This window comes from Streptomyces sp. Sge12 (assembly GCF_002080455.1).
GTDB lineage: Bacteria > Actinomycetota > Actinomycetes > Streptomycetales > Streptomycetaceae > Streptomyces.
Genome location: NZ_CP020555.1, coordinates 4,601,107 through 4,620,795 on the forward strand (window position 1 = coordinate 4,601,107; position 19,689 = coordinate 4,620,795).

At 73.2% G+C, this 19,689-nt stretch carries 16 protein-coding genes and 1 tRNA gene; 8 read left to right on the forward strand and 9 right to left on the reverse strand.

Going from position 1 to position 19,689, the window contains the following annotated elements; all coding sequences use genetic code 11:
- The first annotated feature begins 75 nt into the window (after positions 1 to 75).
- The 3 genes from B6R96_RS20645 (at position 76) to B6R96_RS20655 (ending at position 3,864) form a co-directional block, all read left to right on the forward strand.
- Positions 76 to 2,052 (forward strand): MFS transporter, encoded by a 1,977-nt coding sequence (locus B6R96_RS20645; protein ID WP_443069933.1) that lies wholly within the window; start codon positions 76 to 78, stop codon positions 2,050 to 2,052.
- Positions 2,053 to 2,164: 112 nt separating this feature from the next.
- Positions 2,165 to 2,368, forward strand: a complete 204-nt coding sequence (locus tag B6R96_RS20650; protein ID WP_221510144.1) for a hypothetical protein — start codon at positions 2,165 to 2,167, stop codon at positions 2,366 to 2,368.
- Between the two features lie 146 nt (positions 2,369 to 2,514).
- Positions 2,515 to 3,864: an ATP-binding protein gene (locus B6R96_RS20655; protein ID WP_081523185.1), complete on the forward strand. Its 1,350-nt coding sequence runs from the start codon at positions 2,515 to 2,517 to the stop codon at positions 3,862 to 3,864.
- Here the strand turns inward: B6R96_RS20655 and B6R96_RS20660 are convergent.
- The 3 genes from B6R96_RS20660 to B6R96_RS20670 form a co-directional block, all read right to left on the reverse strand.
- Positions 3,767 to 4,606 (reverse strand): nitroreductase/quinone reductase family protein, encoded by an 840-nt coding sequence (locus B6R96_RS20660; protein WP_237291469.1) that lies wholly within the window; start codon positions 4,604 to 4,606, stop codon positions 3,767 to 3,769. The genes B6R96_RS20655 and B6R96_RS20660 overlap by 98 nt on opposite strands.
- A gap of 232 nt (positions 4,607 to 4,838) precedes the next feature.
- Positions 4,839 to 4,911, reverse strand: a tRNA-Arg gene (locus B6R96_RS20665).
- A gap of 499 nt (positions 4,912 to 5,410) precedes the next feature.
- Entirely contained in the window at positions 5,411 to 5,806 is a 396-nt protein-coding gene (locus B6R96_RS20670; RefSeq protein ID WP_081523187.1) for a RidA family protein, read from the reverse strand.
- A 97-nt stretch (positions 5,807 to 5,903) separates the two neighbouring features.
- Between B6R96_RS20670 and B6R96_RS20675 the strand changes: the two genes are divergently transcribed.
- Positions 5,904 to 6,875: a helix-turn-helix transcriptional regulator gene (locus B6R96_RS20675; RefSeq protein WP_081523188.1), complete on the forward strand. Its 972-nt coding sequence runs from the start codon at positions 5,904 to 5,906 to the stop codon at positions 6,873 to 6,875.
- Positions 6,876 to 6,887: 12 nt separating this feature from the next.
- Here the strand turns inward: B6R96_RS20675 and B6R96_RS20680 are convergent, their stop codons facing one another.
- The 4 genes from B6R96_RS20680 to cseB all read right to left on the reverse strand — a co-directional run bounded on the left by B6R96_RS20680 (position 6,888) and on the right by cseB (position 12,507).
- Positions 6,888 to 9,461: an ABC transporter permease gene (locus tag B6R96_RS20680; RefSeq protein WP_081523189.1), complete on the reverse strand. Its 2,574-nt coding sequence runs from the start codon at positions 9,459 to 9,461 to the stop codon at positions 6,888 to 6,890.
- Positions 9,462 to 9,517: 56 nt separating this feature from the next.
- Positions 9,518 to 10,291, reverse strand: coding sequence for an ABC transporter ATP-binding protein (locus B6R96_RS20685; protein WP_081525175.1), 774 nt, complete (start codon positions 10,289 to 10,291; stop codon positions 9,518 to 9,520).
- 153 nt (positions 10,292 to 10,444) lie between these two features.
- Positions 10,445 to 11,773 carry a sensor histidine kinase gene (locus B6R96_RS20690; protein ID WP_335755544.1) on the reverse strand — a complete coding sequence of 443 codons (1,329 nt, stop codon included), beginning with the start codon at positions 11,771 to 11,773 and terminating at the stop codon, positions 10,445 to 10,447.
- Between the two features lie 5 nt (positions 11,774 to 11,778).
- The gene (gene cseB / locus B6R96_RS20695) at positions 11,779 to 12,507 is read right to left on the reverse strand and encodes a two-component system response regulator CseB (protein WP_030386308.1); all 729 of its coding nucleotides are present in this window, start codon (positions 12,505 to 12,507) and stop codon (positions 11,779 to 11,781) included.
- 1,464 nt (positions 12,508 to 13,971) lie between these two features.
- On the opposite strand from cseB, the gene B6R96_RS20700 reads away from it, so the two are divergent.
- The 3 genes from B6R96_RS20700 to B6R96_RS20710 all read left to right on the forward strand — a co-directional run bounded on the left by B6R96_RS20700 (position 13,972) and on the right by B6R96_RS20710 (position 16,564).
- Positions 13,972 to 14,772, forward strand: a complete 801-nt coding sequence (locus B6R96_RS20700) for an AfsR/SARP family transcriptional regulator (protein ID WP_063782652.1) — start codon at positions 13,972 to 13,974, stop codon at positions 14,770 to 14,772.
- Between the two features lie 80 nt (positions 14,773 to 14,852).
- On the forward strand, positions 14,853 to 15,791 hold the full coding sequence (locus tag B6R96_RS20705; RefSeq protein ID WP_053701792.1) for a beta-ketoacyl-ACP synthase III: 939 nt from the start codon (positions 14,853 to 14,855) through the stop codon (positions 15,789 to 15,791).
- 14 nt (positions 15,792 to 15,805) lie between these two features.
- Complete coding sequence (locus B6R96_RS20710; protein ID WP_159396351.1) at positions 15,806 to 16,564, forward strand: thioesterase II family protein; 759 nt, start codon at positions 15,806 to 15,808, stop codon at positions 16,562 to 16,564.
- Between the two features lie 96 nt (positions 16,565 to 16,660).
- Here the strand turns inward: B6R96_RS20710 and B6R96_RS20715 are convergent, their stop codons facing one another.
- Positions 16,661 to 17,371 carry a lysophospholipid acyltransferase family protein gene (locus B6R96_RS20715; RefSeq protein ID WP_081523192.1) on the reverse strand — a complete coding sequence of 237 codons (711 nt, stop codon included), beginning with the start codon at positions 17,369 to 17,371 and terminating at the stop codon, positions 16,661 to 16,663.
- Between the two features lie 190 nt (positions 17,372 to 17,561).
- Here B6R96_RS20715 and B6R96_RS20720 point away from each other — a divergent pair, with 190 nt between their 5' ends.
- Complete coding sequence (locus B6R96_RS20720) at positions 17,562 to 17,813, forward strand: acyl carrier protein (protein WP_159396352.1); 252 nt, start codon at positions 17,562 to 17,564, stop codon at positions 17,811 to 17,813.
- A gap of 107 nt (positions 17,814 to 17,920) precedes the next feature.
- Here the strand turns inward: B6R96_RS20720 and B6R96_RS20725 are convergent, their stop codons facing one another.
- Complete coding sequence (locus B6R96_RS20725; protein WP_261341248.1) at positions 17,921 to 19,687, reverse strand: beta-ketoacyl [acyl carrier protein] synthase domain-containing protein; 1,767 nt, start codon at positions 19,685 to 19,687, stop codon at positions 17,921 to 17,923.
- Positions 19,688 to 19,689 lie beyond the last annotated feature (2 nt).

A 19,689-nucleotide genomic window follows, 5' to 3' on the forward strand; every position in this document is an offset into this window, starting at 1 on the left:
CGGGCAACCCCGGGGCGCCGGGCCGCGTCTTGGCTGCCGGGAAGTGTGGACTCGTGTGTGTTGGGGAGTGCGGCAGTGACCACCGCTGAGCAGCAGGGCCGGCGCGAGCAGGCCGCACCGTCGGCCGACGGCGGTGCCCTCGGCGTGTCCGCCCGTCCCGGCCATGCCGTCCGCACCACGGCTGCCGCAGCGACCGCGCCGGCGGCCCCGGCGACCGCGGCCGCCGGGGCCGCCGGGGCCGTTCCGCCCGGCGGCATACGGCCCACCCGCGGCCCTGTCGGGGCGGTCCTGGACCGGGCCCGGCGCCACCCGGTGGCCGTGGTCACCGTGCTCGCCGGGCTGCTGCACGTCGCCTGGTTCTTCAGCTTCGCCAACAGCGGCGGCGACCTCGCCGCGCAGGACGCCTGGGCCGAGTTCGTGGGCCGCCATCCCGACTCGGCGTACAACCTCGCCTGGTACGGCGGCATGCACCCGGTCTCGTACAGCGTGGTCTCGCCGTACCTCATGCACATGCTCGGCGTCCGGACCACGATGATGATCGCCGGCACCGTCTCGGCCGGGCTGCTCGCGCTGATCCTGACCCGCTGCCGCGGGGCCGTGCGCGAGCCGCTGTGGCCCGCCCTGGCCGGGGTCTACGGCCTGCTCTGCAACGCCCTCTCGGGCCGCGTCACCTTCGGCCTCGGCGTGATGTTCGCGCTCGGCGCCGTCGCCGCCGTCTTCTGCTGGCCCCGCAAGTGGGCGGAGCGGCGCTGGGCCAAGGCTGCGGTGGCGGCCCCGCTGGCCGGGCTCGCGACCGCCGCCAGCCCCGTCGCCGGCCTCTTCCTCGGGGTGATCGCGGCCGCGCTGTTCCTGAGCGGGCGGCGCCCGGGTGCGTACGCGCTCGGGCTGGCCCCGGTGGCCGTGGTCGGGCTGTCGGCCTGGCTGTTCCCGTTCTCCGGGACCCAGCCGATGAAGATCGGCTCGGCCGGGCTGCCGTTCGTGTTCGCGCTGCTGATCCTGTTCCTCGTACCGCGGCGCTGGAGGACCGTACGCATCGCCTCGGCCGTCTACGCCCTCGGCGTCTTCCTGACCTGGGCGATCGACTCCCAGGTCGGCTCGAACGTCACGCGGATGGTGATGCTCTTCGGCGGTGCCGTGCTCCTCGCGGCCCTCGCGTACGAGGTCCCGCGCACGCGGCGCTGGTACGGCGTGCTGCTCGCCCTCGTCGGCCTGAACGCCTGGATCACCGCGAACAGCATCACCGACATCGTCCGCACCACACCCCTGGCGGCCTGGAGCCGCGAGCTGGCCCCCCTCGTCGACCAGTTGCAGAAGGCGGGCGCCGACCGCGGCCGGGTCGAGGTGGTCCCGGCCAGCAGCCACCGCGAGTCCTCCGCCTTCCCCTCGTACGTGAACCTCGCGCGCGGCTGGAACCGGCAGGCCGACCTGGAGCGCAATCCGCTCTTCTACGACGACACCCTCACCGCCGACAGCTACCGGGCCTGGCTGGAGCGCTGGGCCGTGCACTACGTGGTGCTGCCCGCCGACAAACCCGACTCGGGCGGCGAGGACGAGGCGAAGCTGGTGCGCGCGGGCGTGCCGTACCTCCAGCAGGTGTGGGGCGACGCGAACTGGCAGCTCTTCAAGGTCCTCGATCCCACCGACCTGGTGTCGGGGCCGGCGACGGTGGTGCGGGCGAGCGCCGACCGGCTGGTCGTCGACGTGAAGCAGCCCGGACGCGTACTGGTGCGGATCCCGCACTCACCGTGGCTGGGGCTGGTGGACGCGGCGGGCAAGCCGGTGCCGCCGCCGCAGGAGACCTTCGCCTCGAAGGCGCGGGGCGACAGCGGGGACGGCGGCGCGCTGCGCAGGCAGTACGCGAACACGGCGGGATGCCTGTTCAAGGCCGCTCCGGACGACACCGGGGACGTGTGGACGGAGCTGCTGGCGCCGGCGCCGGGGGAGTACCGGGTGGCGGCGAAGTACCAGCTGCCGCGGGGGACGCCCTGCCCGGAGGACCTGGTGCACCAGACGCTGGGCCAGCCGAACCGTCCGGCCCCGCCGCGTCCTTGATCCGGTCCCATGATCGGAATTCTTTGCACACCGGTCCGGGTGCGTTGCTCCGTATATATGCATACGATCCCAGTAGTCCGATTGGGTGCTTCCCGAAGGAGTTGACGACGGGATGAACAAAGAGCAGAAGCGGGATGTCCGGGCCGCCCTCGCGAAGGCGCAGGAGCAGGCGCAACCGCCACGCTCTGCGGGTCACGGCTTCGACGGTCCGGTACGGAGCAAGGTCAAGGGCGGAATGCACACGAAGGCCGCTCTCAAGCGGGCCGGGACTCCGCAGGGCGACCGTATCGGCGAACGCACCAGTGGCCTGAGCTGACCGTGATGGCGCAGCCCTTCCGGCCGTGGCCGGAAGGGCTTCGTGCGCCGTGACCCCGCCGCGGGCGCAATCTGGCCGGATCCCGTGCGATCCGGCCGGATCCCGCCGGTCACCGGGCGGGGCGGGCGCATTACCGTGAGCTGACCATGAACACCATGCAGCGCGGCGAGCGGCTGCGGCCGCGCCGGCGGCTGCTGCCCGCCTGGACCTCTACCCTGACCTGGAAGGCGACGGTCTTCATCACCCTCATGTGCTGCGGCCTCGCGGCACTGCTGGGCTGCCTCGTGCACGGCGCCATGACCCGCCAGACCGTGGGCACGGCCCGCGAAAAGGCACTGACCAGGCTGGAACGGACCATCGAGGCGTACGAGGCCGGCGCGCGCATGCCGCGCGGCGAGGGCGTCGACCCGCCGGGCCTGCCCCCGGAGCTGCGCGCCCTGGCCCTCGGCGGCAAGCGCGGCACCGCCGTCGGCCGGCACCGCGGCCGCCCCGTGATGTGGGCGGCGGGCCCGGCCGCCCAGGGCACGGCGATAGCCGTCTCCGTGGACTTCCGCGCCAGCGAGCGGACCATCGACGAACTGGACCGGGCCATCCTCGGCTCCTCCGGGCTCGCCATCGGCGGCACCCTCCTCATCGGCGCGTTCGTCGTCACCCGGATCACCCGGCGGCTGCACCTGACCGCGCAGGTGGCCCGCCGGATCAGCGCCGGCGACCTGGACGCGCGGGTGGCCGACAGCACGCGCAGCAAGGACGAGGTGGCGGCCGTCTCCCGGGCCCTGGACACCATGGCCGCGTCGTTGCAGGGCAAGCTCGAAGCCGAGCAGCGGTTCACGGCGGACGTGGCCCACGAGCTGCGCACCCCGCTGACCGGCCTGAACGCGGCCGCCGAGCTGCTGCCGCCGGGCCGCCCGGCCGAGCTCGTACGGGACCGGGTGCGGGCGATGCGCTCGCTGACCGAGGACCTGCTGGAGATCTCCCGGCTGGAGACCCGCAGCGAGCGCGTCGAGCTGGACTCGCACGACCTGGCCGACCTGGCGTCGCGCACGATCCGCGCCTCCGGCACCGACACGGCCCTGGAAGTGCGGGGTTCGCGCGGCTCCCTGCGGGTGGACACCGACCACCGCCGCCTGGAGCGGATCCTGGGCAACCTCGTGGCCAACGCGCACCGGCACGGCGCGCCCCCGGTCGCGCTCACGGTCGACGGCCGGACCCTGACCGTGACGGACTCGGGCCCCGGCTATCCCGAGTACCTGCTGACCACCGGCCCGCAGCGGTTCCGTACGGAGGGCACCGGCAAGGGCCACGGGCTGGGCCTGACCATCGCCGCCGGCCAGGCGCGGATCCTCGGCGCCACCCTCACCTTCCGCAACCGGGAGGCGGGCGGCGCCGAGGCCCGCGTCACGCTCCCAGGGCCCGCAGCACCGGGAGCAACTGCGCCTCCTCACCGTCGAGATGCGCCTCCAGCTCCCGGCTCATCCGCTCCACCCGCTCGCTGAAACCGGTGCCGGGCGCGTCCAGGGCGCGTACCAGCTCGTCCTGGAGCCGGGCGATCGCGGCGTGCTCGGCGCCGATCCGGCGGAAGAACTCCCCCATGTGCGGGTGCTGTTGTTCCAGGTAGGGGAAGAGACCGGCGTCCTCGCTGCGGTGGTGGAACTCCAGCGAGTGGCAGAACGCCAGGCAGTGCTGCCGCAGTTGCAGCCCGAGCGAGGCCCTCCCGCCGCCGCCCTGCGGCTCCTCGCGCGCGAGGTCCCGTACGAGGGCCAGCTGCGCCCGCAGCCAGCCGTGCACGTCGAGCAGCTTCCCGGCGATCCCGCCCTCCCCGGAGGGCACCTCGTGCGTGCGGCGGAGCTCGACGACGGGAAGCACCCGGCGGGTGCGCTCCTGGTACTCCCCGTACCCGGGCTCCGCGCGGACGACGTGCGCGAACAGCTCGTCACGCCGTGCCCCTTCGGCGGGGACGGCGACGGCCTCGTACTCCTCGGCGCCGGTCTCGACCTGTACCAGGGGCCGCGCGAGCAGGTTGTGGTACCAGGCGGGATGCCGATCGGCCCCGGCGGCGGACGCGACGACGAGCAGCCGGCCGTCCTCGCGGACGAACCCGAGCGGGACGGTGTGCGGCTTCCCGGACCTGGCTCCGGTGGTGGTGAGCAGGATCAGCTCGGACCCTGCGAAGGGCCCGCCGACGTGGCCGGCGTTCGCCCTGAACTCTTCGATGACGGTGTGATTGAACGATGACACGGAGTGTGGATTCCTCACGGTGTGTGTGCGTGCGACGGCAGCGAAACAACCGAGGGAGATCACCCGTAGCCGGTGGCGTACATGCCCATGGGCCCGGTCCTTCAACGACAGGTGCCTGCCCAGCAACCGCCCGGCCCACATCTCAGTAGGCGGCGCCACGCGACACACCCGCCATGAAACCACAACGCGAAGAGGCCCCGCGGTCGATATACCGACCGCGGGGCCTCGTCCGTGCCCTCGGCAGGATTCGAACCTGCGACACCGGCTTTAGGAGAGCCGTGCTCTATCCCCTGAGCTACGAAGGCGGGGGGCTTGCCGGACACCGTCCCGGCAAATGCCGCGGTAGCCGACTGACCGCTGACAGCCTAGCGGATCGTGCTGGGAGAGGCCGCACGGATTGCCGCAGGAGCGGGTCCGGCGCGAGGGCATGCCCGTGACCTGGGGTTCTGGAGGTCTGGGGGCGAGGGGGCGGTGGGGACGTTCGTGTTCTTCGCTCGCCCTCTGTGGGGGAGGGGAACGGGGCGACGGTCGCGCCCGGGGGCGGGTGCGACCGTCGTCGGGTCGGCGCGAGCTCCTGCGGGGGCCCCGCGAGGCCGGCCTGATCGGGGAGGGTCGACCTCGAGTTGTGGCCCCTGATCTGTTCCGGCCCCTTGAAATGTGCCGTGGTGTACGGCTCTTGAGTTGGCGTCACATTGGGCTGGTCCTCTGTGCTGCGCCGCCGCGTTGCTGCTGTTGGATCAGCCGTTCACGGCGTTGGTCAGCAGTCCTGCGATCACCAGGACTCCGGTCGGCCACGATCCGGCCTCAGGCGACGGCGGTGGCCTCCAGTTCGACCAGCTGGCCGGGGATGGCCAGGCGGGTCACCCCGAGCATCGTGGTGGCCGGGGCCACCCGGGCGGCGCCCAGGCGGGCCGCCAGGTCGCCGTAGTGCCGGAAGAGCAGATCCACGTCGGTCGTGTACACGTTGAGGCGGACCAGGTTCGCCAGGGACATGTCGGCCTCGCCGAGTACGGCCTCCAGGTTGTCGATGCTGAGCGCCAACTGGGCCGCCATGTTCCCCTCGTGCCGTGGCGTGCCGTCGGGGCCCATCGCGGTCTGGCCCGAGACGTACAGGGTCCGGGTGTCCCCGGAGACCAGTTCGCCCTGGTTGAACCCCAGCTCCACCGACCACTTCACCGGGTTGACCGCCGTTCGCTCCATCGCCCCATCAGCTCCGTTCGTTTCGTCGGACGTCGTGGTGGTGAGCCTCCCAACGATTCACGACACCCTCTGTCGTGTATTTCGATAAAGTTCGCGCATGCGCGCCGACCGGCTGGTTTCGCTGGTGCTCCTGCTGCGCCGGCACGGTCGGCTGACCGCGGACACGCTCGCCCGCGAGCTGGGGGTGTCCACCCGTACCGTGCTGCGCGACATCGACGCGCTGTCCACGGCCGGCGTCCCGGTCTACGCCGAACGCGGCCGGCACGGCGGGTTCGCGCTGATGCCCGGCTTCCGGACCGAGCTCACCGGCCTGAACCACGACGAGGCCCTCGCCCTGCTGGCCGCCGGACCGGTCCGCGGCGAGCAGGTGTTCGGCCTCGGCCCGGCGCTGGCCTCGGCCCTGCGGAAGGTGGTCGACGCGCTCCCCGAGAGTCACCGGGCCACCGCGAGCGACGCGGCCGGGCGGTTCCTCGTCGACCCCGAGACCGACCTGCTCGCACGCCGAACGGCCACCGACGAGGTACCCGGCGCCGCGATGAGCGAGATCCGGCGCGCGGTGCTCGCCGGACACCGGCTGCGCATCCACTACGCGGCCGCGGACCGGGCACCGCAGTGGCGCACGGTGGACCCGATCGGGCTGGTCACCGTACGCGACCGGGGCTACTTGCTGGCGACGCGGGACGGCGCCGACCGCACCTACCGGCTGTCGCGGGTGCTGGCCGCCGAGGAACTCCCCGAACCGGCGCAGCGGCCCGGCCGGGTCGACCTGGACCGGATCTGGCGGGAACGCTCCGCGCGGTTCCTCGGCGAGGACCACATCACGGTGCTGGTACGGGTGGACCCGGCGCGGCGGGAGGACCTGCTGGACACGGCCGTGGCCGTCCGCGCCGAGGAGGCCGACGGGGACGGCCGGCTGCGGCTGGAGCTGACCTTCCAGGACGCACGCCACGCGGAATGGGCCCTGTGGCAGCTCGGCGCCGACGCGGAAGCCGTCGCCCCGCGGTCCCTGCGCACCGCCCTGCGCCGCCGCGCCGCCGCGATGGCCGCCCTCTACGAGGACCCGCCCTGAGAGGCGAGGTGGTCACTGCTCGGCCACCGCCTCCAGGGGGCTCAGGGCCGCCGCGTGGCGGGCCGGGAGGGCGGCGGCCACCGTGCCCGTGGTGAGGGAGACCAGGAGGAGCAGGAGGAGGGTGTCCCAGGGGAGGGCCAGGGAGTAGTCCTTCAGCGCCCCGTTGGTCAGGGCGCCGACCGTCCAGGCCCCGAACAGGCCCGCCGCCAGGCCCAGGAGGGTGCCGAAGGCGGCCACGGTCAGGGACTCCAGGCGAATCATCCGGCGGATGCCGGCGCGGTCCATGCCGATGGAGCGCAGCACACCGATCTCGCGGGTGCGGTCCGAGACGGACATGGCCAGGGTGTTCATGATGCCGAGGACGGCGATCACACCGCCGAGGGCGAGCAGGCCGTACGTCAGGGTCAGCAGGGTGCTCAGGGAGCCGGCGGCCTCCTGGACCAACTCGTCCCGGTCCTGCACCTCGAGCAGCGGATTGTTGCCCGTCGCGGTGCGCAGCCGGTCCTTGGTGGCGGCGCTGTCGGCGCGGACGAGGACGCGCTGGACGGAACCGGGGTCGAAGCCGCTCCGCCCGACCTCGGCGCGCACTCCCAGGGCGTCCCGGGCGGTGGGGTTGTCCTCGTAGACGCCGACGACCGTGTACGGGGTGAGGTCCTGGCCGGGGCCGCCGGTACGGGCGTTGACGTACCCGCCGGTGCTCACGCCGCTCTCGCGGGCGAGGGTGCGGGAGAGGGCGATGCGGCCGGGGCCGAGGTCCTTCAGGGAGCCGCTGACGAAGTCGAGCTTCATGACGGACGCGGCCGCGGCGGGGTCGACGCCGGAGATCTGGCGGACGCCCCCGCCGATGAAGAGCGTGGAGTCGCTGACGGCGGTGGCCGTCCGCACCCCGGGGGTCTCGGCCACCCGCTGCACGGCGGCCGGGTCGATGCCGGTGGTCGAGGTGTGGGTGCTGATCACGTAGTCGGCGCTGAGCCCGGCCGCGGCCTGCCGGTCGAGGGCCCGGCCGGTGGAGTGGCCGATCACGGCGAGCCCGGCGACCAGAGCGGTGCTGACCATCAGCGCGGAGGCGGTGGCGGCGGTGCGCCGCGGGTCGCGCAGCGCGTTGCGGTGGGCCAGGCGGCCGGCGATGCCGAGGAGGCCGGTCAGCCGCCCGCTCAGCCCGATCACGGGGACGGCGAGCAGCGGCGCCAGCACGATCACGGCGACGACGAGCAGGGCGCAGCCGAACATCGCGCTCTGCAGGTTCCCCTCGGAGGCGTCCTTCGCCCCCGAGAGCGACAGCAGCAGCCCGGCGCCCAGCACGAGCAGGAGACCCCCGGCCGCGCCGCGGACCCGGGACGCGGTGGCCGTGGGCGGCTGTCCGGCCGTGCGCATGGCCTCGACCGGGGCGATCCGCGCCGCCCTGCGGGACGGCAGCCACGCGGCGAGCACGGTGACGCCCACCCCGACGGCGAGCGCGGCCACCACGGGGAGCGGGCCGATCACCAGGGGGCCGCGGGGCAGTTCCTCCTGGGTGGTGCTCAGCAACTCCGGCAGTGCGGAGGCGATCCCGAGACCGAGCACGAAGCCGAGGGCCGACGCGAAGAGGCCGAGCAGGGCGGCCTCCCAGAGGAGGGAGCGGACGACCTGGCGGCGCGTGGCACCGATCGCGCGCAGCAGGGCGATCTCGCGGGTGCGCCGGGCGACGAGCATGGTGAAGGTGTTGACGATGAGGAAAGACCCGATGAACAGGGCGACCCCGGCGAAGACCAGCGACAGCTTCTCGTTGCCGCGGGTGATCGTGTCGACGAAGACGGACTGCTGGGCGGCCAGGGCGCTGCCGGTGGTGGCCTCGGCCCGGTCGGCGGGGAGCACGGCGGCGACCCGCCGGGAGAGTTCGGCCGCGTCGGTGCCGGGTACGGCGGACAGGTCGATGGAGGTGTAGCGGCCCGGGGAGGCGAACAGCTGCTGTGCGGTGGCCCGGTCGAACAGGGTGAGCGTGCCGCCGGCGGTCACCCGGGTGTCCGCGGTGGTGACGATGCCGACGAGCCGCTTCGTCATGGTCGGGCCGTCGGTGGCCAGGGTGATCCGGTCGCCGATGTGGAAGCCGCCGTCGGCGGCGGTGCCGCTGTCCACGGCGACCTCGTCGCCGGTGCGGGGGGCGCGGCCCTCGGTCAGCGGGTGGCGGCCGTCCTTGCCGTCGGGTCCGGGGACGTACGCGGCCGCCCGGTGCGCCCAGATCCTGCCGGTGCGCAGCGGGGAGCCGTCCGAGGCGTTCAGGGTGGCCAGGCCGTCGGCGGAGGGCCGTACGGCGGCGACGCCGGGCAGGGCGGCCAGCGTGCGGGCCAGTGCGTCGTCGAGCACGGTGGCGTGTTCGTCGGGGGCGGCGGCGGGGGACCCGGCAGCGCCGGGCGGCAGGTCCTTCGGGGTCACGGAGACGGCGATGTCGGCGTAGTTCTTCGACACGGCGGCCCGGTGGGCGGCGGTGGAGGAGTCCGCGAAGACGAGGGTGCCGCAGACGAAGGCGACGCCGAGGGTGACGGCGAGCACCGTCATCAGCAGCCGGGCCTTGTGCGCCAGGACGTTGCGCAGGGCTGTTTTCAGCATGGGTGGACGGCTTTCGGGAGGGCGGGAGGGGGCGGGACGGCGCGCTGCGTTGTGCGTCAGCTCGTGCGTGCGCGGGTGTCGAACTGCTTCATCCGGTCCAGGACCCGGTCCGGGGTGGGGCGCACCATCTCGTCGACCAGGCGGCCGTCGGAGAGGAACACGACACGGTCGGCGAAGCCGGCGGCGACCGGGTCGTGCGTCACCATGACCACCGTCTGACCCAGCTCGCGCACGGAGTCGCGGAGGAAGCCGAGTACCTCCGCCCCGGCCCGGGAGTCGAGGTTCCCGGTGGGTTCGTCACCGAAGACGATCGCGGGCCGGGTGACCAGGGCCCGGGCCACCGCGACGCGCTGCTGCTGCCCGCCGGAGAGCTGTCCGGGCCGGTGGTCCAGGCGCTCGGAGAGGCCGACCATGGACACCACGCGCTCGAGCCACTGCCGGTCGGGGCGGCGTCCGGCGATGGACAGCGGCAGGGTGATGTTCTCCAGCGCGGTCAGCGTGGGCAGCAGGTTGAAGGCCTGGAAGATGAAGCCCACCCGGTCCCGGCGCAGCTCGGTCAGCTGCCGGTCGCCCAGGCCGCCCAGCTCGGTGGTGCCGATGCGGACGGAGCCGGAGCTTACGGAGTCGAGGCCCGCGGCGCAGTGCATGAGGGTGGACTTGCCGCAGCCGGAAGGGCCCATGATCGCGGTGAACTCGGCCTCCCGGAAGGAGACGCTGACGCGCTCCAGCGCCACCACCCGGGTGTCGCCGCTGCCGTAGACCTTCGACAGGTCGGTGGTGGACGCGGCGATGCCGGGCGCCGGGTGTGCGGGGAACGGGTCGGCGCTCACGTTCACGGTCACGGGGGACTCCACTTCGGGTGCGGTGCGAAAGGGGTGCACGCCGAAGGCTGTCGGGCGGACGTATCCGGGCCCGGGCCGCCGTGTATCGGACTGCGCGCCGTTGCGCAGCAGTTGTGTACGGGGGCTGCCGGCGCCGGTCGGTCAGAGCGGCAGACGCAGGGTGGCGACGGCGCCGCCGTCCGGGGCGTTGTCCAGGCGCAGTTCGGCGCCGAGCACCCGGGCCTGTCCCAGGGCGATGGTCAGGCCGAGGCCGTGCCCCGTGCCGCGCTCGGTGGCGCCGGTACGGAAGCGCCGCGGGCCGTCCAGCAGCAGGTCGGCGGGAAAGCCGGGGCCGTGGTCGCGGACGACGACGGTCCGGCCCGCCACGGTGACGCGCACCGGGGTCCGTCCGTGCCGGTGGGCGTTGACGACCAGATTGCCGACGATCCGCTCCAGGCGGCGCGGGTCGGTCTCCACGGGGTCCCCGGACTCCCCGGATCCCCCGAAGTCCCCGGATCCTTCGGACTCCCCGGGTCCACCCCGTTCCCCGGTCTCCACCTCCGTGTTGAGGCCGGTACGGGCCACCGCCTCGCGGACCACCGCGGCGAGCGGGACCCGGGCGGGTACCGGCGCCTCGGCGCCCGCGTCCAGCCGGGAGATCTCCAGCAGGTCCTCGACGAGGCCGCGCAGATCGCGGACGCGGGCCCGCAGCAGGTCCTCCGTCTCGCCGGGCGGCAGCAGGTCGGCGGCGGCCAGCAGACCGCCGACCGGGGTGCGCAGCTCGTGGGCCACGTCCGCGGTGAACTGCCGCTCGATGCGCAGGCGTCGGCCCAGGCTGTCGGCCATGAGGTCGACGGTGGCGGCGATGTCGGTCACCTCGTCGCGGCCGCGGGCGTGATCCTCGCCCCCGTCGGTGCGGGCGCCGGTGCGGGCGTCCAGGTCCCCGCCGGAGATCCGGGCCGCGGTCTCGGCGACCCGGCGCAGCCGGCGGGCGACCAGCCCGGCCCCGTAGACCGCCAGGGGCAGGGCCGCCGCGAGCGAGACGAGGGAGGCCACCGCCATGCTCGCGTCGAGCCTTCGCAGGTCGTGGAGTTGCGGGCTCATGTTGATCCGCACGGCCAGCATCGGGCTGCCCGGCCCGTCGACCCGCTGGGCGCCCCAGACGCTCGGCCCCAGGTTCCCTTCGACGTGCCCGTCGTAGGCCACCCGGCGGTCGCCGTCGGACGGGTGGCGCAGGACGGCCGGCAGCTCGGCCGGATCGAGCTCGGCGCCGCCCGCCAGGGTTCCGGTGCGCCGGTAGACGTCCATGGCGGAGTACACCGAGTTGGTGGCCTCCATCTCGGCGCGGTCGCGGATGTCCCCGGCGGTCCAGAGGTGGACGAGTACGCCCACCGTCAGGGCGACCAGGCAGGCCGTGGCCGCCGCCAGCGCGGCGATCTTCCAGCGCAGGGGGACACGGGCCGGCCACCACGGCCGGGGCAGCAGGCGCACCGTGCTCAGCGCCTGAGCTTGTAGCCGAAGCCGCGGACCGTCTCGATCCGCTCCCGGCCCAGTTTTCTGCGCAGCCGCTGCACGGCCAGGTCCACGACCCGGCTGTCGCCGTCCCAGCCGTACTCCCAGACGTTGCGCAGCAGGGTGTGCCGCTCCAGCACGATGCCCGGGTGGGCCGCGAACTCCAGCAGCAGCTTCAGCTCGGTGGGCGTGAGCGCCACCGGGCTGCCGCAGACCGACACCTCCATCCCGGCGGTGTCGACGGTCAGGTCCCCGAAGACCAGTACGCCGTCCTCGCGGCCGGCGGCGCTCTCGCCGCCCGCGGCGGGCGCGTAGGACGCCCGGCGCAGCAGCGAGCGGATGCGTGCCACGAGGACGTTCGTCTCCACGGGCTTGACCACGTAGTCGTCGGCGCCGGCCTCCAGGCCGGCAACGACATCGAGGCCGTCGCCGCGGGCGGACATCATCAGGACCGGCACCAGGCTGCTCTCCCGGACCCTGCGGCACAGGCCGATCCCGTCGAGGCCGGGCAGCATCACGTCCAGGATCAGCAGGTCGAAGCCCTCGTCGTCGCGGAAGTGCTCCAGTCCGGTGAGGCCGTCGGCCGCGGCCGTGACCCGGTAGCCGTAGCGCTCCAGGGCGACGGCGAAGGACCGGCGCATCAGGTCGTCGTCCTCGACCAGCAGCACACGGACCGGAGGCTGAGATTCCGGGGCCGGGGCGGACGAGGACACGGGCGGGACTCCTGTTCGTACGGGCCGGGCGACATGCCGCTCCGGGCGTGAACCCCCACGCGGCCGGCGACCCGAAAGGAACGATACGGGAGGCACCGGGCACGGCGGGTGCGGTCGGGGGCCGGGTGCGCGGTTCGATCGGAAGCCGAGCGCCGGGTGATACGCGACGGATACAAAAGCCCCGGCCGTCCGGGTGGCTCGCCTGCCGGAACCGCGGCGGCAGCGTCCGACCCGGCGGACTGCCGGGCGGTTACTCATGTGACGGAGTGCAAACGGAACCGGTTGAAGGACCGTCTCGGCGGATTGGCGGGCGGCGGGCTTCGATTGCGGAGAATCCAGCTCCTGCGGGGCAGGGAATTCCGGTTCCGGCCCTGCCGATTCGGCGGGCCCGTATCGCCCTAGGTACAGGGATGTTGGGCCGCCGGGCGGCTGTGGGTCGAGGGTTCGGCGGGGTGGGGCGTACGGCACCGGATTGTGCATCGTGGCGAATGGGTGCCCCGGAATGCGGTGGCCGACCGGCCGCGATCGGGGTGGGGCAAAGAATTTGCATATGCGTCCGTCGCGAACGCAGGCCGGCCGGGTCCCGGCGGAGGGTCATGACCCCGTCGGCGTGCGGCGCCGGCGGACCGTCGGGTGGGGTGACCGCGCTGTCCGAGGCGGCTGCGGGCGGCTGAAACCCTGCCGGGGGAGCGCTCCCGATCGGCCCGGATTTCTCCATGGGCGAGCGGGGAAAACGTGCGCGCGGACCCCTCCGCTGTGGATTTCTGTCCTCCCGTCGTGGACGCCGCTGTCATCGGGACGGCTGCATTTGCCTTTTCCGTGTTCCTCGGTGCGTGAGAAACCTGAATTTCACGTGTTCGTCCGCCCCGTTGAATTCTCTGGTGGGTGAGGGGAATGGCGTCGAATCGGAACACATGGGGAAATCGGCTGCCCGCCGGGACGGAATGATCACGCCGAATGGGAAGAGGGGCCGTGGGCAATGTGGGTCGGACGGGTACGCGCCCGCTGTGCTGCCGTCCTGCGGTGGTGCGCGTCCGGCCCGGGCCGCCCGGCCGGTACGTCGATGCATGCCGGGGCCTGCGGGGTCGCCCCGGCCCGGGCCCGACCGGGCCGCGCCGCGGGATGGCCGGTTCGGGCGCATGCTCCCGGCCGTCGGGAGGGGTTTCACGCCGTTCGAAGTTGGCCGGAATAACCGGTTGTGCTGGCTCGAAATAGCCGGTTGAAGGCGCTTCGAAAAGTGGAGTCAATCCATCCGCGAGGGGGGAGATGTGGCTGTTTCGTGAGTGCCGCACACAATCCTGCGAAGCCCTCTCCCCACCTCAAGTGTTCCTCAGATGAGACTTGACCGGCTTGACTCGATCTAGGTCCCCAATGAAGATCTATGGGTGCGGAGGGGGGCTGCATGCTTGCAGACCGATCGTTTGCGTCCCCTTCGTGGCGAAGATCTACCAGGGGGAAATACACGTGAAGTTTCAAGTTCTCGGACCGGTTGAGATAGAGACAGAGGACGGGACCCAGGTATCGCCGAGAGCGCTCAAGCTCCGCTCCCTGCTGGCCTACCTCTGTACGCACCACGGTGAGGCCGTGTCCTCCGGCCGGCTCATCGAGGCCCTCTGGTCGGGGACTCCTCCCCAGACCGCCTCCACCGCCCTCCACGTCTACGTCTCCAAGCTGCGCAAGCACCTCTCCGCCCTGGACCTCGACGCCGCCGCGCTCATCACGACGCAGCCGCCCGGCTACCGGCTGCGCCTCGTCGGATGCGACCTCGACGTCTACGAGTTCGACCGCCTGCTGGGCGCCGCCCGGGAGTGCCGTCAGGCGGGCGACAGGGAAAAAGCTTCCCAAACTTTGGACCGGGCCATCTCCCTGTGGCGCGGACAGGCGCTCGAGGACCTGCGCGGCATACCCGCCTTCGAGTCCCTGGGCCGCCGCCTGGACGAGCGCCGCTCCTTCGCGCACGAGCAGCGCTTCGAGCTGGAGCTCGAACTCGGCAACCACAAGGCCCTCGTCGGTGAGATCTACTCCCTGCTCGACGACCGCTCCACCTGGGAGAACCTGTACGCCTACCTGATGGTGGCGCTGTACCGGAGCGGACGGACGGCCGAGGCCCTCGCGACGTACAGCAGGGTCCGGCGCAACCTCGTCGAGGATCACGGGATCGAGCCCGCGCCGCGTCTCCAGCGGCTCCAGCACGCGATCCTCACCCACGCACCGGCCCTGGACGACTGTGGCGCGGATCAGTTGGTCGGCGTGCTGGCCGCGTGAGGAACAGCGGTCATCCTGCATACGCTGACCATTGGTCAATCCGGACCCGCAGCGGGTCCACGGAGCGAGGAGAAACACTGATGGTCGGGTCGCGCGTCCTTGCCCTCGGGCACTACCAGCCGTCAAGGGTCCTGACCAATGCGGACCTTGAAGAGATGGTCGACACCAGCGACGAGTGGATCCAGAGCCGGGTCGGTATCAGGACGCGCCGTGTGGCGGCCGAGGACGAGTCGGTTTCGGACATGGCCACGAAGGCCGCCGAGCACGCCCTGGCCAAGGCCGGACTCACGGGCGCGGACATCGACTTCGTCATCGTGGCCACCTGCACGGCGCTCGACCGCTCCCCCAACACGGCGGCCCGGGTGGCCGCCGCGGTCGGGGCGCAGGCGCCCGCGGCCATCGACGTGAACACGGCCTGCTCCGGATTCCCGCACGCCATGGCCCTGGCCGACCAGAGCATACGGACGGGTTCCGCGACGAAGGCCCTGGTCATCGGGGTGGAGAAGCTCACCGATTTCGCCGACTGGACCGACCGCACCACCTGCGTGCTGGTCGGTGACGGTGCGGGGGCGGCCGTCGTGGTCGCCTCCGAGGAGCCGGAGATCAGCCCCGTCGTGTGGGGGTCCGTACCCGAGATGGGGCGGGCGGTCCGCATCGAGGCGCCGTCCAACACCTTTGCGCAGGAAGGGCAGTCGGTGTACCGGTGGGCCACCACCGCGCTGCCGAAGGTCGCGCTGGAGGTCTGCGAGCGGGCCGGTGTGAAGCCGGAGGAGCTGGGCGGCGTCGTGCTGCACCAGGCCAACCTGCGGATCATCGAGCCCCTCGCCCGCAAGATCGGGGCGGTCAACGCCGTCATAGCCAAGGACGTCGTCGAGTCGGGCAACACCTCGGCCGCGAGCATCCCGCTGGCGCTGTCCAAGCTCGTCGAACGGGGTGAGATCGAGAAGGGGTCGCCCGTGCTGCTCTTCGCGTTCGGCGGGGGCCTGTCCTACGCCGGCCAGATCATCAACTGCCCGTGACGGGGGCCTTCGGCGTGACGACGATACGATCCTCCGCCGTGCCGTGGTGGCCGCAGCTGCGGCTGCGGGAGCCGGTGACCGCGCCCCGGGCGCGGCTGCTGGTGTTCCCGCACTCCGGGGCCGGCCCCAACACCCTCTTCCCCGTGGTCGAGTCGCTGCCCGACCACGTGGAGGTGCTCGGGCTCTCGCTGCCCGGGCGCGAGCGCCGGTTCGGCGAACCGCCCGGCTGCCGGCTCGACCAGGTCCTGGACTCCGTCTCCGACGAGGTGCTCGCCCGGGACCCGCTGCCCACGGTCGTCTTCGGGCACAGCCTCGGCGCGCTCCTGGCCACCCGTGCCGCACGGCTGCTCGGCCCGCACTGCCGGGCGGCCGTGGTCAGCGGGCAGGTGCCCGGCCGGACCCCGCGGCGGGCGCACGCGACCACCACCGAGGAGGACGCCGTCCGGCTGCTGCGGGACGGCGGCGGCACCCCGGAGTGGGTGCTGCACGATCCGGAGATGCTGGCCCATGTGACGCGCGTCCTGCGGGCCGACATCGAACTCAGCCGGGAGGCGGCGGCGGGGTTCGAGGACGTACGGCTCGACGTGCCCCTGCACGTGCTGGGCGGCACGGCGGACCCGCTGGTCCCGCACGAGCCGCTGGACGGCTGGGCCGACCACACGACCGGGCCCTGCCGGGTGCTGCGCTTCGACGGCGACCACTTCTTCCTGCTGGCCGCCGAGCACCGCCCCGCGGTCGCGGAGGTCCTGCGCCGGGCGGTCGCGGACGGCTGACGGCGGACGGCTGACGGCCGCCGCGGCCCACCGGCCGCCGCCGCGGAGCACATTCCGCGGCGGCGGCCGCTTTTCACCTCGTGCGGGTCGGGGAATTCACGCCCCGGATTCCGCCGCCCGTCCGCGCGCCGCCGATTCCGCCCGGCTCTTCACGGTCGCGGCATAGGTGTCCACGTATTCCTGGCCGGACAGGGCGGATATCTCCTGGGTGATCATGCTCGTCACCGCGCGGCGCGCCCGCCGGTCGGATGCGCGTCCGATGTGCTCGGGGAATGCCATGGGGGCGCCGAAATGCGCCTCGAAGCGTGCGACGTGGAGCCGTTTCGCACCGGCCGGGTGCACCCGCTCCGTGCCGACGAGCCCGCAGGGCACCACCGGCGCCCCGCTGCTCAGCGCGATCCACGCCGTGCCGGTGTTCCCCTTGTACAGCCGGCCGTCGGGCGAGCGCGTGCCCTCGATGTGCACCCCGACTCCGTGGCCCTCCCGCAGGATGCGCAGCGAGGTCTCCAGGCCCGCCATGGTCGCGGAGCCGCTGGTGCTGTCCACGGAGATCATGCCGACGGCGCGGAAGAACACGCCCTGGAGGCGGCCCTTGAGGCCGGGCATCGTCAGCCACCCCTGCTTCCCGATGAAGTACAGGTGCCGGGGGGTGAGCAGGGCGATGAAGATGGAGTCGAAGAAGGACAGGTGGTTGGCCGCGATGATGAACGGGCCCGATGCCGGCAGGTTCTCGAGGCCGGTGACGCGGGGCCGCAGGACGAGCCTCAGCGGAATGAGGAGAAGCCGCCTCAGCAGCATCCGGAGCATGTGCAGGTCTCCATATCTGAACGTCTTGTCCGAGCATTCACGGGGAATATAGGAGTGCCCCGAAGGGCGGGCAAGACTGGTTTAGCCGAGCCGTCATCCGGATGAAAGGGTCGCTTTAGCGGGGCCTTGTGCGCCTGTTGTTAGGCTGCTGCGCGTTTCCGTGTCCGGATTTCAGAGACGAGGATGTGTTGTGCTCCAGAGCGCCGATCTTGATTCCGTCCGTTCCTTCGTCGTGCGCGAGCTCGTCGACTTCGGGGCGGAGTCCGACAAGGTCGTGGACGGGGCCAGGCTGGAGGAGCTGGAGATCGACTCCCTCGGCGTCGTCGAACTCACCGCGTCCATCAAGCGCGAGTTCGGCGTCGACGTCCCCCTGGAGGCGCTGACGAAGGACGTCACCGTCGCCGGGGTGATCGCCCTGATCCAGGGGGCGGCAGCAGCCTGACCGGGCGCCGCTGCCGAAGGGACCTGCCGCCCCGAGCGGGCAGCGGGCCGGACCGGGGTCGCCCCGGACCGGCCCTTCCGCTTGCCCCGCACGCCCCGGGCGGTGGATCACCCCGCGGGCGCGGGCTCCGCGTCCCGCGGGGCGTAGCGCCGCCGCTCCCACGGGTAGGCGGGCAGGTCCAGCACCCGGCGCGGCAGCTCGCCGAAACCGGGCGGCGCGCCCGCCGCGACCTCCTCCACCTCGGGCGGCAGGAGGCCCTCGGCGACCGCGCCCAGCACGGCCGCCGCCCGGTGCCGGTCGCCCGCCGTCACCCGGATCCGGGTGGCCAGCGCCGAGCGGCCGTGCGTGACGGTGTAGGCGAAGGCGGCGTACTCCTCGTCCTTGGTCCCGGCCAGCCGGCCCGCCAGCAGGGCCGCGTAGGCCCGTAGCGCGGCCGGGGTGCGCGCCGACACCTCGAACCCGGTGACCGCGACCGGGGTCGCCGTACCGGCCGGGGCGCCCGGCGGCCGTTCCTCGGGAGCGCCGAGCACGACGTGCGCGTTGGTGCCGCTCATGCCGAAGGAGCTGACTCCCGCGTAGGCGCCGGCGCCGGCCGGCCAGGGCTCCAGTTCGGTGGGGAGGCGCAGGCCCGTGCCCGAGAGGTCGATGCGCGGATTGAGCGTGGTGAAGTGCGGCAGCGGCGGGACCGCCCGGTGCCGCAGGCTCAGCATCGCCTTGATCAGGCCGAGTACGCCCGCCGCCGACTCGGTGTGGCCCAGGTTCGCCTTGGCGGAGCCGAGCAGCACCGGGGTCGCGGTGCCCGTCCGTCCGCCGAGCGCCGCCGCCAGGGCCTCCACCTCGATCGGATCGCCCAGCGCGGTACCGGTGCCGTGGGCCTCCACATGGCCGATGTCGGCCGGGCCGAGACCGGCCTCCGCCAGCGCCCGCTCGACGAGCCGGGTCTGGGCCAGCACGTTGGGCGCGGTGAACCCCGAGGCGCGGCCGTCGTGGTTGACCGCCGAGCCGTGGATCACGGCGTGCACCCGGTCGCCGTCGCGCACCGCGTCCGACAGCCGCTTGAGGACCACGATCCCGCAGCCCTCCGAACGCGTGAACCCGTTGGCCCGCGCGTCGAAGGGCCGGCACACCCCGTCGGGGGAGAGGGCTCCCGTACGCGCGGCCAGGGCGGTCCCGTGCGGTGACAGCAGCAGGTTCACCCCGCCGGCCACGGCGATGTCGCACTCCCCGCTGCGCAGCGCCTGCCGCGCCAGATGGACCGTCACCAGCGAGGAGGAGCAGGCCGTGTCCACGGCCATGGCCGGGCCGGTCAGGCCCAGCGTGTGGGCGAGCCGGCCCGCGGAGAAGCAGTGCCCGTTGCCGGTGGCCCAGTACGAGTCGGGGCCCTCGCGCATCCACTCCCGGTAGTCCTGGCCCGTGATCCCCACGTACAGGCCGGTGGCGTCGTCGGCCGCCGCCCGGGCGGCGGGGATCCCGGCGTCGTCCAGGGCCTCCTGGACCACTTCGAGCAGCATCCGGTGCTGCGGGTCGAGGGCGCGCCCCTCGCGGGGCGCGACCCCGAAGAACGGGGCGTCGAACTCCAGGACCTCGTCGAGGAATCCGCCCCGGTGCGGCACCTCGTCCCAGGCCGCGCCGAAGGGGTGGCGCCGGGACTCGGGGATCGGGCGCACCGCGTCCGTCCCCGACACCAGCGCCGACCAGTAGCCGTCGAGGTCGGTGATGCCGCCGGGGGCCCGCAGACCCACCCCGACCACGGCGATCGGCTGCGCGCCCTTGAGGGCCGCCAGTTCCTCGCGCAGGGCCCGGATCGTCTCCATGGCCCGGCTGACCGGGGTGGCGCGGGCGGCCCCCGCCGCCTTCGTGTCGTCGTCCTGCACGC

What these genes read in the sequence shown, in the direction of transcription:
- B6R96_RS20650 (WP_221510144.1), top strand. Translation starts at nt 2,165, where the DNA reads ATGAACAAAGAGCAGAAGCGGGATGTCCGGGCCGCCCTCGCGAAGGCG.
- B6R96_RS20655 (WP_081523185.1), top strand. Translation starts at nt 2,515, where the DNA reads ATGAACACCATGCAGCGCGGCGAGCGGCTGCGGCCGCGCCGGCGGCTG.
- B6R96_RS20670 (WP_081523187.1), bottom strand. Translation starts at nt 5,806, where the DNA reads ATGGAGCGAACGGCGGTCAACCCGGTGAAGTGGTCGGTGGAGCTGGGG.
- B6R96_RS20675 (WP_081523188.1), top strand. Translation starts at nt 5,904, where the DNA reads ATGCGCGCCGACCGGCTGGTTTCGCTGGTGCTCCTGCTGCGCCGGCAC.
- B6R96_RS20680 (WP_081523189.1), bottom strand. Translation starts at nt 9,461, where the DNA reads ATGCTGAAAACAGCCCTGCGCAACGTCCTGGCGCACAAGGCCCGGCTG.
- B6R96_RS20705 (WP_053701792.1), top strand. Translation starts at nt 14,853, where the DNA reads ATGGTCGGGTCGCGCGTCCTTGCCCTCGGGCACTACCAGCCGTCAAGG.
- B6R96_RS20715 (WP_081523192.1), bottom strand. Translation starts at nt 17,371, where the DNA reads ATGCTCCGGATGCTGCTGAGGCGGCTTCTCCTCATTCCGCTGAGGCTC.